The sequence below is a fragment of the Actinokineospora spheciospongiae genome (genome assembly GCF_000564855.1).
GTDB lineage: Bacteria > Actinomycetota > Actinomycetes > Mycobacteriales > Pseudonocardiaceae > Actinokineospora > Actinokineospora spheciospongiae.
The window spans coordinates 38,583-55,258 of record NZ_AYXG01000184.1; the positions used below are offsets into that span (position 1 = coordinate 38,583).

The window sequence follows — 16,676 nt, forward strand, 5'->3', positions numbered from 1 at the left end:
GGTGGGAGATCAGAGCAGCAACAGGGCCAAGAGCACGACCAAGGCCAGTCCCGCGCCGAGCAGGAGCCGGACCGGGAACGGGGCGGGCGTCGGGGACCGCGGGGTCCCCGGCGCTTTTCCCAGCGGCCGCACCCCCGCCACGGTCGCGGAGTCGCTGAGGAGCAGGACGGCGGTGTCGGCGCCCAGGGCCTGCCTCGCCCGTTCGGCGCCCGCCTCGCTGACGAGCCTGTTGGTGGCGATCGCGTAGCCGACGGCCTCGCCGGTCAGCAGGTCGGCGAGGCGGGCGAGGAAGGTGCCGGTCGAGGAGGGGTCGTCCGCGGACATCACCCAGGACGCCGGTTGCCCGGCGCCCGGCACCTGTTCCCCCGGGGAATCGACGGCGTCGAGGACCGCGTCCGCCGCCGGGCCCAGGGGGCGGTCGACGACGCCGCGCCACTCGTCGACCAGGGCCTCGGTGATGACGCCGTCGAGGCGGGCGCCCAGGGCGGCGCGGGCGGTGTCGTCCAGAGCCGCGCGCGCCAGGGCGAGCACCGCGCCCGGGCGGTCGTCGCCCGCCAGGACCAGGGTCACCCGGATGGTCCGGCCCACGCTGTCGCGGCGGGCGGAGGGGATTCCGCTGACCAGCGCCCGGAACCCGGTCCCGTCCCGCAGGGCCAGCACGGCGGGCTGGTCGAGGTCGGTGAACCTGGCGGGTTCCACCCACCACTCGTCACCTGGGGTGCCGAGGTAGCCGTAGTCCCTGGTCCTGCCCCGGGTGATGACGGCGGTGACCTCCGCCCTGCTCACCAGACCTCCACCCGGGCGTCGCGGGCGCGGGTGGCCAGGCTCTCCATCGCCGCGGCCAACTGCTCGTGGCGGGTCTCGATCTCGATCAGCTCGGCGGTGCCCGACTCGATCTCCCGGGTCACCCGGCCCGCCTCGCCGCTGAGGTGGTAGGTGAGGGTCCCGATGAGGCCCTTGCGCTGGGCGCGGCGGGAGGTCAGCTCGGCGACCGCCGTGGTGGTGGCGGCCTGGGCCGCGGCCTCCTGCTCGCGCCGGGCGGAGATGATCGCCTGGCACAGCTCCTGCACGACCGTGGCGGCGGCGCGGATGGACGGCCGCGGTGGGTCGCCGCGGAAGCGGTAGGTGGCCCGCAGGGTCAGGATGCCGTCGGCGGCGGGCTCCCAGAACGCCTCCGACAGCTCGACGCAGCCGTAGGTGTCGATCGGCGAGTAGACGACCCGGATGGCGCGCTTGGTCGCCTCGTCGCGGACCGCGGCCAGGACGTCGGCGTAGACGGTGCGGACCTCCTTGGCCAGCTCGACACCGGAGTAGCCGGTGCGGCGGCCGTTGTCGGAGAAGTACTTCTCGCACTTGAGCGGGGCGAGCACCAGGACCGCGGGCTCGTCGGGGGCCTGGTTGCGCAGCCGCGCCCACTGCTTCACGACCTGGTGCACCTCGGTCAACCCCAGCCGGGCGACCCGGGCCGCGCGCTCCTTGCCGGTGGTCGTCTCCATCAGCACCGCGGCGTCGATGGGGACCACCAGCATGATGCTCTGCCTGATGTGGTTCTCGCACCGGGGCCAGTCGGTCCTGGCCTGCGGTGAGCCCGCGCGCTCCAGCGGGTCCAGCCAGCCACCGGGGAAGTCGAGGACGGAGAACGGGACCGACAGCTCGGCCATGTCGATCGACCGCAGCTCGAGGGTGTACTCGGTGGTGGTCTGGGTGCTGCCCAGCGAGTGCGGCTCGAACTCCTGGGCCGCGAGCGCCATGGCCAGTTGCTTGCGGTGGGTGGCCAGCTTGTTCTCGGTCTCCTCGTCCGCGGCGACCTCGACCGGCGTGCCGCGCAGCAGCGCCTGGGTCTGGTCCAGGATCGCCGAGACCAGGGTGGTCTTGCCGACCGCGGTCGGGCCGACCATGGACACCTTGAAAGCGTCGGTCACGCCGCCACCCCCTGCTCCTCGGCGAGGACGGCCCGCAGCTCGGCCAGCAGCCCGCGCAGCCGCTGCAACCCGATGCCGACCGCCAGGTCCGCGTTGCCGTCGGCGGGCCACATCTGCTCCCGGAAGGCGTCCACGACCCGCACCATCTCCTTCTCCGCCGCCTTGCCGCGGATCAAGCCGTCCTCGAACTGCTCGGCGAAGGCGAGCAGCACGTTGGCCGCGCGCTCGGGGATGGTCGCCATGACCCGCCCGGTGTCGTGCACGCCCTGCTTGGCCAACTGGGTGACCCGCTTGTAGAGCAGCTCGGCGCCCTGGGCGTCGTGGCTGACCCCCAGCAGCGACGCCATCTGCACGCCCTCCTCCCCCGGCGGTTCCGGGTAGAGCAACTGCAGGGCGTCGCGCACGTCCGGCAGCACCAGGGTCCGGAAGTCCATGCGCACGTCGAGCACGAACTCGAAGGCGTCCACCATCGCCGGGCACGGCTCCGGGATCTCCCGCAGCGCCCCGACCAGGCGGTTCAGCGCCGCCTGCGGGTCCCGCTCGGCGCCGCAGAGCACCCCGAGCCTGCCCAGCGCCTCGACCAGCCCCGACCAGAACTCCGCGCGCCGGGCCAGCAGCACGTCGTCCACCGCGGCGAGCCTGCGGGCCAGCTCCACCCGCACGCTGTTGAGCGCCGCGGCGGCGAACGGCCGCGACGCCTTCTTGCGCCGGAAGTCCTGCAGGGCCATTTCCTGCCAGTGCTCGGCGCCCTCGCCGAACCCGGTGTCGATCCAGGCGCGGATGTCGGCCCGCACCTCCGCCGCCCGGTCGTGGAAGCCGTCCCCGACGTCCTCGCGGGTGAGCTGCCGCTCCAGGTCCCCGATCCAGGCCTGCAACGACTGGGCCAGCTCGGCCAGCACCGACTGCGCCAGCGCGTGCAGCGCCTCGCTGGAGGTGGGGGTGACGACCTTGCGCAGCGCGTCGAGCGCCTCCCCCACCCGCCCGGCGATGGCCTGCTGGTTGCGCGCGCACTGCGCCAGGGCGTCGCCGATCACCGCGGCGTCCATCCGCGGCAGCGCGTCGGCGAGGTGGTCGAGCACGGTGTCCAGCACCTCGACCCGCACCGCGTCCGGGTCGGCCACGTCGGCCTCCAGCACCCGGAAGTAGGCGTCGTCGGTGCGGTTGTTGACCCGCTCGGTCAGATCGGCGCGCAGCGCGGCCACGTTCTCCGGGTCGCACTGCCCGGTGTTGACCAGGATCATGGCGAAGTCGCGCATCGCCGCCGCGCCCCGAGCCTTGTTGGCCAGGTCCATCGCCGCCGCGTCCGAGGTCGTCCACAGCGCGTTGGTGCCGGTCGGCCACTTGACCATCAGCACGAGGTCGACGTCGTTGTGCAGCCCGACGATGTGCCGCTCCTCGGCCCGCGGGGTCAGCTCCCCCAACCCGGGCAGGTCGATCAACCCGATGTCGGTGGTGTCGGTGCGCGGGAACGCGCAGTGCACCACGGCCTCCCGCACCGCCAGGTACCTGCGGTCGGGGTCGACGGACTCCTCGGCCGGGTACGCCACCCACTGCCGCAGCCCGTCCAACGGCACGTCGAGCACGGCCCCGGTCAGGTGCCGCCGCCAGGTGTGCGCGCTGTCCCGGATCTCCCGCAACCGCGCCAGCAGCGGCCCGTTGTGCGGGTCGGCGGCCAACTGCGCGGCCAGGGCGGAGTCGGCGAGCACGTCGGAGCCCCGGGTGAACTCGGCGAGGTCGGTCGGCACGGTGACCACGCCGAACTCGGCGTAGTAGGGGTAGAGCACCTCGTCGAGGAAGGACTGCTCGGTGTGGGTGGTGACCCGGGCGCCCTCGTGGTCGGTCGAGTGGAAGATCCGGCTGCGCACGGCGGTCACCGGCCTGCCCTTGCCGGTCGGCACCTGCTCGTCGCCGAGCCCGGACAACGACCGCAGCAGGGTGCTCTTGCCGTTGCGCGCCTGCCCGCTGACCCCGATGTTGATCGTCCGCCTGCGCACCCTGGCCCGCACCCGCCCCAGCGCGGCGGCCGAGTCCAGGGCCAGCCCGGCCAACTCGACCAGGTCGGTGTCCAGCAACCCGGCCCTGGCGAGCAGACCCCCGCCCAACCCGGGCGCCCGCAGCAGGCCCAGCACCTCCCCCACCCGGTTCCACCTGGCGATCTCAGCGTCGACGAGGGAGAGCTGGGCCTGCCGCCGCTCCAGCACACCGTCGAGCTTCTGGCTCGTGACCGACACCCCACACCCCTCCCGACTCCGGCACGGGCAACCGCCCACCACCCGCCCCGAACACTACGCAAAGCCGGTGAACGCCCACATCCCCTGACCCGAAGATCGGCCCCCGCCGAGCACCCGCCGACCTGCTGGGGACCTCTGTCACAGCCCACCCGCGTCGTCGACCCGGCACGCCGGCGGCGATCTGGGACTGCCGCACGGGCGAGAAGCCCCTTCGCCCTCCAGGGTGACCAGGTACTTGCGGACGGTGTTCGGCTTGGGCGACAGTGGCGGTCGGATGCGCAACGAGATGGATGGTTCAGCGAGGCAGGTCGTCCAAGCCCACACCATCACCGGTGGGGTGCGGTTCGAGACCGTGCCGGGCCTGTCGCCTGGCTCGGTGCCCCCGGTGCGACCGCCCTTCGGCAAGCTCGACCTGCCGGTTCGCGGTCGAGACCAGACGCTCACCCGACTGGAGGTGCTGCTGCGTCCAGGACCGGATCGGGTCGCTCTGCTGCACGGTCTGGGCGGCTGCGGGAAGACCACGATCGCCCTGGCATTGGCGAGGCGGGCGCTGGAGCGCGGTGTCACCGTCCTGTGGGTCAGCGGCGCCACCGAGACGGACCTGCAGGCGGGCATGCGGCAGGTCGCGGTGCGCCTGGGCGCGGAGCAGAGGTCGATCGAGCAGGCGTGGGGCGGTGGGGCCAACGCCGCCGACCTGGTCTGGAGCCTGCTGGAAGCACACCACGACCGGTGGCTGCTGGTGATCGACAATGCCGACGACCCGGCGGCCCTCGGCGGTGTGCCCGCGTTGCGCGAGGGCGCGAACTGGTGGCGGGAGGTCGGGTCCGACCTCGGCGCGGTCCTGGTGACCAGCCGGTACGGCGATCACTTCACGTGGAATTCGTGGTGCCTGCCGTTGCGGGTCGGGGGACTGGCGGCGCCTGACGCGGCTCAGGTGCTGATCGATGCGACCGGGGGGAGAGCAGGTGCGCGGGAGGACGCCGAGTCGCTCGCCACCCGGCTCGGCGGTCTGCCCCTCGCCTTGAGGCTGGTGGGCGCCTACCTGGCGGAGGCGAACGAGGTTCCCTGGAGCGTGGCCGTCAGGACCTTCGCCGACTACGCGGGGGTGCTGGAGACGGGGGAACTCGCCGACGACGAGCCCACCCAGGACCTGGCGAGGACCTGGGACCTGTCGATCGATCTGCTGACCCGCCTCGGACACACCGGGGCCCGTCCCCTGCTGGGCCTGTTGTGCCACTTCGGTGACAGCGCCATCCCGGTCCGGACACTGCTGGAGCCTGCGGTGGTCACGAGGCACCCCCAGCTCTGCGGTGTCGGCGCGGTCCAGCTCTGGAAGGTGTTGACCGAGTTGGCGAACGTGGGGCTCATCGACCTGGTCCGGGAGGGCGGGGACACCACCGAACCGTGGGTGGAGATCCACCCGCTCGTGCGCGAGATCGGCAGGCGTCGCGCCCGCCGGGACGGTACGGCACCCGGCTACCTCGAGGTCTGCGCCAGGTCTGCCGCCGAAGCCGTGGAGGCGGAGCACCTGGAGTCGCCGGAAGATCCCGATCGGTGGCCGTTCTGGCGATCACTCACCCCGCACGTCCTGTGGATGGTGCGGATGGCCGTGCCCGAGGCGCTCTCCCCGGGAGCCGTTCGCGACGTCGTCCGCGTCGCCACCGCGTGCGCCAGGAATCTGCGGGAACTCGGCCTCTACGACCGCGCGGCGGACGAACTCACGGCCATCGTCGCGCTGAGCGTCACCCGACTCGGCGAGACCGACGCGTTGACCGTGGACGCGTACCACTGCCTGGCCAGCGCCCACCACGCGATGGGCCGGTACGACATCGCCCTCGACGAGTACCGCAGGGTCCTGGACATCCGGCGCCGGACGGTCGGCATGGACGACCTGCTGACACTGCCGACCCGACACCAGTTCGCCTACGCGCTGCACGACCTGGGCAGGTTGGCGGAGGCCGAAGCCGAGTTCCGGGCCCTGCTCGCCGTGCGCAGGGAGGTCAGTGGCACCACCGACGTGCGCACCCTCAGCACGTGGCAGCGCTGGGCCAGGGTTCTCCACGACCAGGGCGAGCTGATCGCCGCGGAGAACCAGTACACCAAGATCGCCGCCATCCAGGCGGAACACCTCGGCCCGCAGCACAGGCACACCCTGTCCACCCGACACCTCATCGGTGTTGTCCGGCTGGGCCTCGGCGACATCGATGGCGCGGAAACCGAGACCACTTCCGTTTTGCGAGCACGCCTGGCGACGTTGGGGACGCGCCACCCCTCCACGCTGATCACAGCCAGCCAGGTCGCCCTGCTGCACCACCTCCGTGGCCGGTTGTCCGAAGCGATCACCGACTACCGCGCGGTCCTCGACGCCCAGACCGACCTGCTGGGCCCTGAGCACCCGCACACGGTGATCACCCGGCGGCGCCTCGCCGATGCGCTGTCCGCCCGGGGGCGGTACGCCGAAGCGGATGCCGAACGCCGGAAGGCTTCGGAGTCGGGGGGTCCTGCCGCAGAGGGACCCGGGCCTGCCCGCTTCGTGTGAGGGCGCACGCGTTCCCCCGTATCGGGTGTCAAGGGGAGAAGGCGTCCCGGTTGGCTGCGACGAAGTCGCGGAATGATCGGGCGGGGTGGCCGGTGAGGTTTCGCACCGTGGGGGTGACGCGGTCCTCCGCGCCTTGGCGGATGGCGGTCTCGAGGTCGGCCAGGATGGTGGCGAACCGCGGTGGCATGCCGGTGTCGGTGAACCGGGTGATCATCTCGGTTGCGCTGACGGCTCGGTGTTCGACCGCGCGGCCGGTGGTTTCGGTGATGATCGCGGCGGTGTCGGCGTAGCTGAGGGCTTCGGGGCCGGTGATCAGGTGATCGGTGTTGTGCGGTGCGGGGTCCAGCAGGGCCACCGCGGCCACCGCGGCGATGTCGGCGGCGTCGACGAACCCGACTCGGCCGGGCCCGGTCGCGGTGACGATCTCCCCGTGGTCCCGGATGCCCGCCGCGACGGGGTGGGAGCCGAGGAAGTTCTGCATGAACCAGGACGGCCGCAGCACGGTCCACTCCGGCACCGCCGCGCGGACCAGCGGGGGCAGGGCTCCCGGCCCGGAGTCGGCGTCCGGCACCGCGGAGGAGCTGAGCAGCACCACCCGCCGCACGCCCGCCTGTGCCGCTTCGGCGAGGAAGCCCTCGACCAGCGGCGCGGGCTCGGCGACCCCGACCGGCGGGAGGAGGTAGACCCGGTCCGCTCCGGCCACCGCGGGACCGTGTGTGGCCTGCTCGCCCCAATCGAATCGGACCTGCCCGGGATCGTCGGGTTTCCGCGTGCCGATGCGCACTGCGGCTGACTGCTCGCGCAGCAGGGCGGCGACCCGGCTGCCGGTGGTGCCGGTGCCGCCGATGACCAGCACTGTCGACGGTGTGCTCATGCCTTCGACGCCTCACCGGCGAAAGCCTTGAGTTCGTCGAGGCCGCCCAGGATCTCCGTGGCTGCCAAGGGGCTCCAGTAGTCGCGGTAGGAGGCGATCTCACCGTTCCGCGCGGTGAGCACCGCGACGTAGCGCATCCGGTACGGCGTGCCGGTCGCCACTGCCACGCCCGCTGCCTCGAACTCGGCGACCACGACGTCCGGGTCGCCCGTGCGGTGGACCACCTGTTCGGTGATCTCCTGAACGTCCAGCAGGTCCGGGTAACCGCGCAGGTAGGCCGCGATGGCCGCGCGGCCTTCCAGGCGGGCCGGGTAGTCCGCCGTGGCGAAGGGGAACACCATGACGCCGTCGACGGCCCACAACGCGGCGTAGCCCGCCATGTCCTTGGCCAGCAGCAACCGCAGCGACTCGGTGAAGAGGTCGCTCGCTGTGCGCACCTGTGTGGTCATGGTTCGACTCCTGCTCCGAGAGTGGACGGTACGGTACCGTCCCGTCGTTAACCCTAAACGGGACGGTACCGTCTCGTCCAGCGGTAGGCTCCGGGGATGACCGAGCGCACCCGGCGCGCCCCGACGGGCGCCGCCCTCCTCCAGCCGCACATCACCTCGGCCATCACCGACTCCGTGCTCCACGAGTTGGCCGCGCGCGGCTACGGCAGGCTGTCCATGGAAGCGGTGGCCAAGCGCGCGGGGGTGTCCAAGAGCGCGCTGTACCGCCGCTGGCCGTCCAAGCAGGACATGGTGATCGCGGTGCTGTCGGAGTTCAGCGTGGCGCAGGCCGAGGTGTCCGACACGGGCTCGCTGCGCGGGGACCTGCTGGCGACCCTGCGCGCGGTCCGGGACTGGGTGACCCACCCCCGCTTCGCCACGATCCTGCCCGACCTGGTCGCCGAGGCCACGCGCAACCCGACGCTGGCCGGGGCGATCGCGGCCACGATCGGCGAACCCCGCCGCGCCCTCGGCGCGGTCCCGCTCCGCCGCGCGATCGACCGCGGCGAGCTGCCCGCCGACCTGGACCTCGAACTCGCGCTCGACCTGGTGGCCGCCCCCGTCTACTGGCGGCTGACCGTCCGCCAGGCCCCCGCCCCGCCCGACTACCTCGACCGCCTCGCCGACCACATCGTGCGCGCCCTGCGCGGGTGAGCGCAGGTCGTCGGGGTCAGCGGCTCGTCAGGGCGAACGCCAGCAACGCCGTGGCGGTGAAGTCGTCGGCGGGTTCGACGCTCTGCCAGGCGCCGACGTCGTCGACGAAGCGGGCGCCGTGGCCGTCGAAGCGGGTGAAGTCCGCGGACGCGCAGGGGCGCATGGTCGGGAATCGGTTGGGCTCGGTGAAGAGGTCCGCCCGGTTCGGCCCGTTGACCGCGGCGCCGGTCAACTGCTGCCCGGTGAGGTTCGCGACCTGGTGCTCGGGGCAGCGCGGGTACACGCTGCCCGCGCCGATGACGAACGACGACCCCCACGGGTTCGCGCCGAGCGCCCAGTTCCGCTGCTGGGTGCCGAACGCGGCGTAGGTGTCCTCCCCGGTGGCCCGCTGGTGCAGCAGCGCCGTCGTGGCGAGGCCGAAGGCGTGCGGCACGGCGTCGAACTCGAGGTAGTCGGTGCCCGCGCGGAAGGGGTCCCCCACGGCCCGCGCGCCGCCGTCGTCGAGTTGGCGGGCGAGGTCGTCGGTGAGCAGGTCCCGGGTGGTCTCGGCGGCTGCGGTGCCGGTGTCGAAGAGCTTGACCAGGTCGGCGTGGGCGAGTGCGCTGACGTCGCCGACGCCGAGGGTGCCGAGCGCGTCGGAGGCCAGGTGGTCCGCGGCCCAGTGCCCGGCGTCGCGCGCCCAGCCGTCGGTGCGCGGGTCGCCGAGCGCCCGGCCCGCCAGGGCCAGTTCGGCGGCGGCGAACTCGAGGTCGTCCTGCCAGGACGCTTCGGGGTAGAACGCGTGCGGGTACGCGGTGACCAGCGCGTCCGGCTCGCGGTCGGCCAGGTCGTACACCTTCGCCGCCTTGTCGAGCGCGCGCAGCGCCGCTTCGCCGGTGGTGGTCTGGGCAGCCAGCGCGAAGGCTGCGGCGACCTTCCCGGCCAGGTTGGGGCTGATCGGCTGACCGGGGTCGGCGGCGCGGAACACCGGCCTGCGGGTCAGCGCGGGGTCCGCACCGGGTGCTTCGTCGGCTTCGGGCAGCCGCCAGGCGTCGTGGTCGGTGCGCACGTCCTCGTTGCCCGCGCCGATCCCGACCTGGGCGTGGAGGGTGCCGGTCGAGTCGTCCCACACCTTGTCCAGCCACGCCAGGCCGTGCCGAGTCTCGGCCGCCAGTTCGGGGCCGCCCGCGGGGGCGTCCCGCTGGGCCAGCAGGAGCAGGGCGGTGCTGTAGGCGGCGGTGTGCGTGAACTTGAGGAAGTCGCCCGCGTCGAACCAGCCCCCGGAGACGTCGACCGGACCACCGGTCGGGGTGAGCCGCTCGTCGAGCAGTTCGTCCCCGGACTCGTCGTAGCGGGGGACCTCGTACACGGTCGCGGCGGCGTCGTTGAGGTGCGCGGGCCTGCGGTCCACAATCGACGCGACGACGTCCGCGCCGTCGCGCTGGGCCTGGAAGAAGTGGACGTTCGCGGCGACCTGGGGGCCGAACAGCTCGGCACCCGAGCCGACCCGGAAGACCGGCGACGGTTCCGCCCCGGTGGCGAGGACCCGGTAGCTGCCCGGGGTCCGCAGGGCCGAGAGGTCCAGCGCCCGGACCACGGGGAACCCGGTGTTCCAGGAACCGGTCGACGGACCGGCAACACCGTCGAGGACGGTCCGCCCGGACTCGTCGACCACGCGGAAGGACGCGTCACCGGGTGAACCCATCAGGAAGGCCTGCTTGGCTTCGTCGGTGCGGTACCCGACCTGGTCGACGCGGACGAACCCGGTCGGCGACGGGGTGGGCGAGTCGCACGCCGCCGCGCAGGTGGCGAGCAGGGCGGCAGCGAGGCACAGCACGGGCCTGGACATGTCCAGAGTACGTCCGCACCTCGACGGGCGGTTCACGAGACGGCGTGGGGACAGGACCGGCCCCACCGGCGTGCGGGCAACCGGTGGCACCGGGTGGTCGGCTCGGGACGACCCACCGCGCACGTCGCGTTCACCCCGCGTACACCGGGACCTCGTACGTTCCGATCATGTCCCCACTCGCCCTCGCCGTGGTCCCGCTGCTGCTGACCGGGGTGCCCGCCGCGCCCCCCGTGCTCACGCCGACCGCCGTGACGCAGACCTTCGCCGAGCCCGCCGACGCCGACGACCCGGCGATCTGGGTCAACCCCGCGGGGGTGGAGCGCAGCGTCGTCCTCGGCACGCTGAAGGAGGGCGGGCTCGCGGCGTTCGACCTGCGGGGTCGCACGCTCGGTGTCGTCCCGGCGCCCGCCGGGCCGACACCGGAGGCGAAGCCGGGGCGGTTCAACAACGTCGACGTGCTCGGCGACCTGGCGTTCGTCAGCGACCGCGGCCGGGACCGGGTCCGGGCCTACCGGGTGTCCGCCGCGGGGGTGCGGGACGTGACCTCCCCCGGCGCCCGCCCGGTGTTCTCCGCCTCCGAAGCCGAGGTGGACGAGCAGCACACCGCCTACGGCCTGGCGGCGGGCACCGTCGGGGGCCGCGACGTGGTCGTCACCAGCAGGCGCAGCGAGACCCGCATCGCACTGCTGCACGTGGTCGAGGGCCGCACCGTCGACACGCGCGTGGCGGCGACCCTCGACCTGCCGAACCGGTTCACCCTCCCCGACGGGACGACGTGGTCCCCGTGCGGTGACCCCGGCGACGACCCGCAGGTGGAGGGCATGGTGATCGACTCCCGCGCGGGGGTGCTGTACGCCGCGCAGGAGGACGTCGGCATCTGGCGCATCCCGCTGCGCGCAGGCGGTTTCGGCGAGCCCAAGCTGGTGGACAGGGTGCGCACGTTCGGCGCGCCGCAGGTCTACGACCCGCAGACCGAGGAGTGCGCCGCCGCCGGGCCGAACCCCGGTTTCGGCGGGCGGTGGCTGGAAGCCGACGCCGAGGGGCTAACCATCACCGGCGACAAGCTCATCGCCTCGAGCCAGGGCGACTCGCGGTTCGTGCTGTACCAGCGGACGGGAAACTTCCACGCCCTGCGGGACTTCCGCGTCGAGGGCGTCGAGCACTCCGACGGCGCGGCCATCGTGACCGGGCGCCTGAACCTGCTGGTGGTCCACGACGGAGAACGCCCCGACGGCACCGGGTTCGCCTTCCTGCGCTGGTGACCGGGCGCAGGCACCCCCCGAACAGCCGGTGATCACCGCGGTCCCGCCGCGCGGCCCCGCTCCTGCGGTTGACCACCTCCCGGAGGAAGGTCGGCGGTATGGTGGCGTCGTTGCGCTCGGTCCTGGATTTCCTGGGGCCGGAGAACCTGCACGACGAGGACGGGGTAACCGGACCGCACCTGATCACCCACGACGCGGGGATGGCCCTGCGCGCACAGCGCACCGGCCTCGAGACCAAGCGCCTGACCGACCCCGTCGAACGCGACCCCGACCCGAACAAGACCCCAGAACCCAAGCGGAGCAACCGCCACCGACCTGCCCCGAGGTCATGATCACCCGCTACGACAACCCGCGACCACGAGCACCTTCGCGGCAGCGTCGAGTCCCGGTCCGAGGAGGAGCGGTCGCGCATCGCGGTCTCGACGGCGACGGGCGGTGTCCCGCTCCGGGGCGCGCGGCGACTCGTTGAGACGATGAGCGCGAGTGCTCCGGTGGCACGGGGGCGGAAGGGCTCGTCCGATGGTGAGGGCATCCCGGGGTCGAAACCGGGGTTTGTCCCGATGTCGAGGCGCCGTCGGCGCTGTCACCGTTGGGGCCATGCGGACAACAACGAAGTGGGTGGCCTCGCTGGCCACCGCCGCCGTCCTCGCCCCGCTGGTGGCCGTGCCTGCCCATGCCTCGCCCCGGCTGGAACTCCCCCGCCCCACCGGGTTTTCAGCGGTCGGGCGGCACACCGAGCAACTGGTGGACCGGACCCGGGCCGACCCGTGGGTGCCCGAAGCAGGCCCGCGGCGGCTGATGGTGACCGTGTTCTACCCGGCCGTCCCCGGTTCCGGCAGGCAAGCTGCCTACCTGGGCCAGGACGAGGCCGCGGCGCTCACCGGGTACGCGGAGTTCGGCGACGAGTTGCCCGGGCCCGTGCTGGCCTCGACCCGGGTGTGGTCGCGGGAGAAAGCCGTGCCCGCACCGGGCAGGCACCCGCTCGTCCTGCTCTCCCCCGGCTACACCGTGCACCGGCACACGATGACGGGGTTGGCCGAGGACCTGGCCTCGCACGGTTACGTCGTCGCCGCGGTCGACCACGCGTACGAGGCCGTGGGGGTGCGGTTCCCGGCGGGCGTCCTGCCGTGCGCGGCCTGCGACCTGCCCGGGCGGGTCGGCCCCCTGCCCGTCGCCGCGAACCGGGCGGTCGACCTGCGGTTCGTCCTCGACCACCTGCGGCACCTGCCGTGGGTGGACCGCACGCGCGTCGCGGCGGTCGGGCACTCGATGGGTGGGCTGGCCACCGCCGCGGTGATGCGGCTGGACCCCCGGGTGCGTGCCGGGGTGAACCTCGACGGCCCCCTGCTGCCCGCCGAAGGGGTCGGGGACCGCCCGTACCTGCTGCTCGGCACCGAGGACGAACACTCCCCCGGTTCGACGCAGGACCCGAGCTGGGCCGCGGCCTGGCCCGCGCTGACCGGCTGGAAGCGCTGGCTGACCGCGGCGGGCGCGGACCACTTCTCCTTCACCGACCTGGACCTGCTGGTGCAGCAGGCAGGCCTGTTCCCGGACCTGCCATTGACCGGCGCCAGAGGACTCGAACTGACCCGCGCGTACACCCGGGCGTTCCTCGACCAGCACCTGCGCGGCAGGCCCCGAGACCTCCTCACCGGTCCCAGCCCCGCCAACCCGGAGATCGTATTCCACTGAGGACACCAGATGACCTTGGGGACGCTGTTCGCCAAGCTCACCGCATGGACCAAGTCCTAGTGTTGTCCATCCGAAGGCATCGAGAGTGCGGAGGTGGGCGATGACGGTCCAGAACCTGGGCGGCGGAAGCCCCGGCGATCCAGATCCGTCAAGTAGACAACCGCCTGATGCAGACGCCCGAATCCAGAACTCGGTGGTCGCGGCGACAGTGACGGGTGTGGTGCAGGCCCACAACATCACCGGCGGTGTCCACCATCATCACGCTCCCGGTCACTCCGCCCGGCCGGTTCCGAGGCAGTTGCCGCCCGCGCCGCATGGGTTCGTCGGCCGTGCCGGTTGCCTGGCCGACCTCGATTACCGCCTCGACGCCGTCGCAGGCAATCTGTCGGATGGGCAACGGGAAGCTCCCATGGCGGTGATCTTCGCGATCGGGGGCACCGGCGGGATTGGCAAGACCTGGCTGGCGCTGGCCTGGGCCCACCACATCCTGCATCGGTGTCCCGATGGCCAGTTGTTCGTGGACCTGCGCGGCTTCAGCCCCGCCGGGAGTCCGGCGCACCCGGCGGAGGTGCTGGGTGGGTTCCTCGACGCGTTGGGCGTTGAGCGTGACCGCCACCCCGCCGACCTCGATCAACGCGCCGCCTTGTACCGCAGCCTGGTGTCGGACCGGCGGATGGTGGTGGTGTTGGACAACGCGGCCTCCACCGAGCAGGTCGCGCCGCTGCTTCCCGGCGGCCGCCACTGCGTCGTGCTGATCACCAGTCGCAACCACCTGCCCGGTCTTGTCTCCCGCCGCGGTGCCCGTCCGCTCCACCTCGGCGTGCTCACCACTGCTGAGGCCCGCACCCTGTTGGCCACCGCGCTCGGTCCCGGTCGCGCCACCACCGAAGCCCGACCCATCGCGCTGTTGATCGAATTGTGCGGCGGGTTCCCCCTTGCCCTGGGCTTGATCGCCGCCCGTGCCGCCGCTGAACCCCACCTGCCCTTGGCCGACGCCGTCGGCGAGCTCCACGCCCTGGGCTTGGACGCCCTGGACTCCGAGGACCCCACCGCCAGCCTCCCCGCCGTGCTGTCGTGGTCCCTGCGCCACCTCAGTGACCGGCAACGACTGGTGTTCGCCCTGCTGGGGATCGCCCCCGGCCCCGACACCGGCCTGGTGGCCGCCGCCCACCTCACCGGCATGTCCGAGCGGGCGACCCACGCCGAGCTGCGCGTACTGGTCGAGAGTTCCCTGGTCAACCGCACCCCCGGTGGCCGCTACGGCATGCACGACCTCGTCCGGGCCTACGCCACCACCGAAGACCTCGACGAGGATGTGCGGAAGCCCGCGCTACGCCGGGTACTCGACTTCTACACCCGTACCGCCCGTGCCGCGGACTTGCTCTTGGACCCCCACCGTGATCCCCCTCAGCTCGATCTGTCCACCGTGGGGAACCGTCCCCATCCGTTGCCCGACATCGCGGCGGCGTGGGCCTGGTTGCACAACGAGTACGCCTGCCTGATCGCCGCCCAGTACACGGCCACCATCCACCGGTGGCATTCGACGGTCTGGGCGTTGGCCTGGAGCCTGGACACCTTCCACCACCGGCAGGGGCACCACCACAACCTCCTCGCCCTGTGGCGAGCAGCCGCCGAAGCCGCCGTCCACCTGCCCGACCCCACCACCCTGATCCGCACCCACCGGCTACTCGGCCTCGCCCACTCCGCCCTCGGCCGCCACGCGGACGCCATCGGGCACCTGCACCACGGCCTCGTCCTTGCCGAAGGCCACCCCACCCACCAAGCCCACATCCACCGCACGCTGGAGTTGGTCTGGAAAGGGCGTGGTGACAACACGATGGCCCTGAAGCACGCGCGCCGCGCCCTCGACCTCTACCGCGGCATCGACAAACCGGTCTGGGAAGGCATCGCGCTGAACGCCGTCGGCTGGCACACGGCCCGACTGGGCGACTACGACACCGCCTACGACCACTGTCGAACCGCCCTGACGCTGCACCGGAGACACGACAACCCCGACGGCGAAGCGAACACGCTGGACAGCCTCGGCTACATCGATCACCACAGGGGACACCACCAGCAAGCCATCCACCACTATCATGAAGCTCTGAACATGTATCGAAACCGCGGCGGCGCATACGCGGTGGCCGGCGTCCTCGAACGGCTCGGTCACCCGCACGCGGCACTCGATGAGGTCGAGGAGGCGCGCGCAGCATGGCGGGAGGCATCGGAACTGTTCCGGGAGCTGGGACACGTTGCCGATGCTGAACGGGTTGAACGGCACATCGAAGACCTCCCCGGCACTGGATGACTCCAGGACACCGAGAAGGTGTCCGACGTGAACTGTTCCCGGCCTGCACGATCTTGATGCGGGCGCGTGGAAAGCCTCCGAGCCACCGGGCGGGATGGGCTGATCGGTGTGATCCTGGTGGCATGACCGATCGGCCCGCGCCGCAGCGGGAACTGGAGCGCATCCGGGGTGGTGGTGGCCCCGGTGCCGACCAGGCTCGGACCGCGCTGAGCGCTGGGGCTCCGCTGGAACGGCTGCGGGCCGCCATCCTCGCCCTGACCCACGCGCGGGGCGCGGGGTCCAGCACCTGCCCGTCCGACGCGGCCAGGGCGGTGGCCGACGATTGGCGGCCCCTGCTGCCGCAGGCCCGGGAGGTGGCTCGGGAGCTGTCCCGGGCCGGGTGGGTGCGGCTCACCCAGGGGGACCGGGTGCTCGACCCCGATGGGGAGTGGCGGGGGCCGATCAGGATTCGGCTGCCCGGGAGTGCGGGTGGCTGAGCCGGAGCGCACGCCGGACGGGCGCTTCATCGTGGTCGACGGGCGGCGGTGGCGGGCCACCGATCCGGAGATCCCGGAGGAGGCTGCGGCCCGGTTGCGCAGTCTGCTGATGCGGGCTCGCCGGGACGTCGGGGCGGCTCGCCGGGGGCAGGACGCGGAGGCGGAGCGGGATGCGCGGGCGCGGGTGCACACCGCCAAGGTTGCCTTGGGTGAGCGCGGGACTCCGTGGTGGGAGCAGGATTCCGCCGAGCGGCGGCGGCGCTGGGAGCACGGATTGGACGTGTTGGGCTGAGGCCGGGCGGGGATCGTCCGGCTGGGTGGTTCAGCGGTTGCCTGCTCCGCACTGAGGCACGACCGGGACGCCCGCGCCGGGGGCGCCGGTTCCTGTGCGCGGGACCGCGC

Annotated in this window: 14 protein-coding genes; 8 read left to right on the forward strand and 6 right to left on the reverse strand. The window is 72.7% G+C overall.

Annotated features, from left to right (window positions below):
- Positions 1–9: 9 nt before the first annotated feature.
- Genes UO65_RS23725 through UO65_RS23735 form a run of 3 tightly spaced genes read right to left on the reverse strand, consistent with a single transcriptional unit; the run spans position 10 to position 4,153 of the window.
- The gene (locus UO65_RS23725) at positions 10–786 is read right to left on the reverse strand and encodes a hypothetical protein (RefSeq protein WP_035286435.1); all 777 of its coding nucleotides are present in this window, start codon (positions 784–786) and stop codon (positions 10–12) included.
- Positions 783–1,922 (reverse strand): hypothetical protein, encoded by a 1,140-nt coding sequence (locus UO65_RS23730; protein WP_035286437.1) that lies wholly within the window; start codon positions 1,920–1,922, stop codon positions 783–785. Before UO65_RS23730 ends, UO65_RS23725 begins: the two co-directional genes overlap by 4 nt.
- Positions 1,919–4,153 (reverse strand): hypothetical protein, encoded by a 2,235-nt coding sequence (locus UO65_RS23735; protein WP_035286438.1) that lies wholly within the window; start codon positions 4,151–4,153, stop codon positions 1,919–1,921. Before UO65_RS23735 ends, UO65_RS23730 begins: the two co-directional genes overlap by 4 nt.
- Before the next feature lie 286 nt (positions 4,154–4,439).
- Between UO65_RS23735 and UO65_RS23740 the strand changes: the two genes are divergently transcribed.
- Complete coding sequence (locus UO65_RS23740; protein ID WP_161784504.1) at positions 4,440–6,692, forward strand: tetratricopeptide repeat protein; 2,253 nt, start codon at positions 4,440–4,442, stop codon at positions 6,690–6,692.
- A 28-nt stretch (positions 6,693–6,720) separates the two neighbouring features.
- On the opposite strand, the gene UO65_RS23745 is transcribed toward UO65_RS23740, so the two are convergent.
- On the reverse strand, positions 6,721–7,566 hold the full coding sequence (locus UO65_RS23745) for an NmrA family NAD(P)-binding protein (RefSeq protein WP_035286441.1): 846 nt from the start codon (positions 7,564–7,566) through the stop codon (positions 6,721–6,723).
- On the reverse strand, positions 7,563–8,015 hold the full coding sequence (locus UO65_RS23750; RefSeq protein ID WP_052021691.1) for a nuclear transport factor 2 family protein: 453 nt from the start codon (positions 8,013–8,015) through the stop codon (positions 7,563–7,565). The genes UO65_RS23745 and UO65_RS23750 overlap by 4 nt, the downstream gene beginning before the upstream one ends.
- 96 nt (positions 8,016–8,111) lie before the next feature.
- Between UO65_RS23750 and UO65_RS23755 the strand changes: the two genes are divergently transcribed.
- Positions 8,112–8,708, forward strand: coding sequence for a TetR/AcrR family transcriptional regulator (locus UO65_RS23755; RefSeq protein ID WP_035286444.1), 597 nt, complete (start codon positions 8,112–8,114; stop codon positions 8,706–8,708).
- 16 nt (positions 8,709–8,724) lie between these two features.
- On the opposite strand, the gene UO65_RS23760 is transcribed toward UO65_RS23755, so the two are convergent.
- A complete protein-coding gene (locus tag UO65_RS23760) occupies positions 8,725–10,536 on the reverse strand; it encodes a glycoside hydrolase family 9 protein (RefSeq protein ID WP_035286446.1) in 1,812 nt (603 codons plus the stop codon).
- A 167-nt stretch (positions 10,537–10,703) separates the two neighbouring features.
- Here UO65_RS23760 and UO65_RS23765 point away from each other — a divergent pair, with 167 nt between their 5' ends.
- The 6 genes from UO65_RS23765 to UO65_RS23790 all read left to right on the forward strand — a co-directional run bounded on the left by UO65_RS23765 (position 10,704) and on the right by UO65_RS23790 (position 16,566).
- Positions 10,704–11,798 carry a phytase gene (locus UO65_RS23765; protein ID WP_035286448.1) on the forward strand — a complete coding sequence of 365 codons (1,095 nt, stop codon included), beginning with the start codon at positions 10,704–10,706 and terminating at the stop codon, positions 11,796–11,798.
- 98 nt (positions 11,799–11,896) lie between these two features.
- Positions 11,897–12,130 carry a hypothetical protein gene (locus UO65_RS23770; protein WP_035286449.1) on the forward strand — a complete coding sequence of 78 codons (234 nt, stop codon included), beginning with the start codon at positions 11,897–11,899 and terminating at the stop codon, positions 12,128–12,130.
- 265 nt (positions 12,131–12,395) lie between these two features.
- On the forward strand, positions 12,396–13,490 hold the full coding sequence (locus tag UO65_RS23775; protein ID WP_035286450.1) for an alpha/beta hydrolase family protein: 1,095 nt from the start codon (positions 12,396–12,398) through the stop codon (positions 13,488–13,490).
- A 100-nt stretch (positions 13,491–13,590) separates the two neighbouring features.
- A complete protein-coding gene (locus tag UO65_RS23780) occupies positions 13,591–15,798 on the forward strand; it encodes a tetratricopeptide repeat protein (RefSeq protein WP_052021694.1) in 2,208 nt (735 codons plus the stop codon).
- Positions 15,799–15,920: 122 nt separating this feature from the next.
- Positions 15,921–16,274, forward strand: coding sequence for a DUF3253 domain-containing protein (locus UO65_RS23785; protein WP_084176190.1), 354 nt, complete (start codon positions 15,921–15,923; stop codon positions 16,272–16,274).
- Positions 16,267–16,566: a hypothetical protein gene (locus tag UO65_RS23790; protein WP_035286551.1), complete on the forward strand. Its 300-nt coding sequence runs from the start codon at positions 16,267–16,269 to the stop codon at positions 16,564–16,566. Before UO65_RS23785 ends, UO65_RS23790 begins: the two co-directional genes overlap by 8 nt.
- Positions 16,567–16,676: the final 110 nt, after the last annotated feature.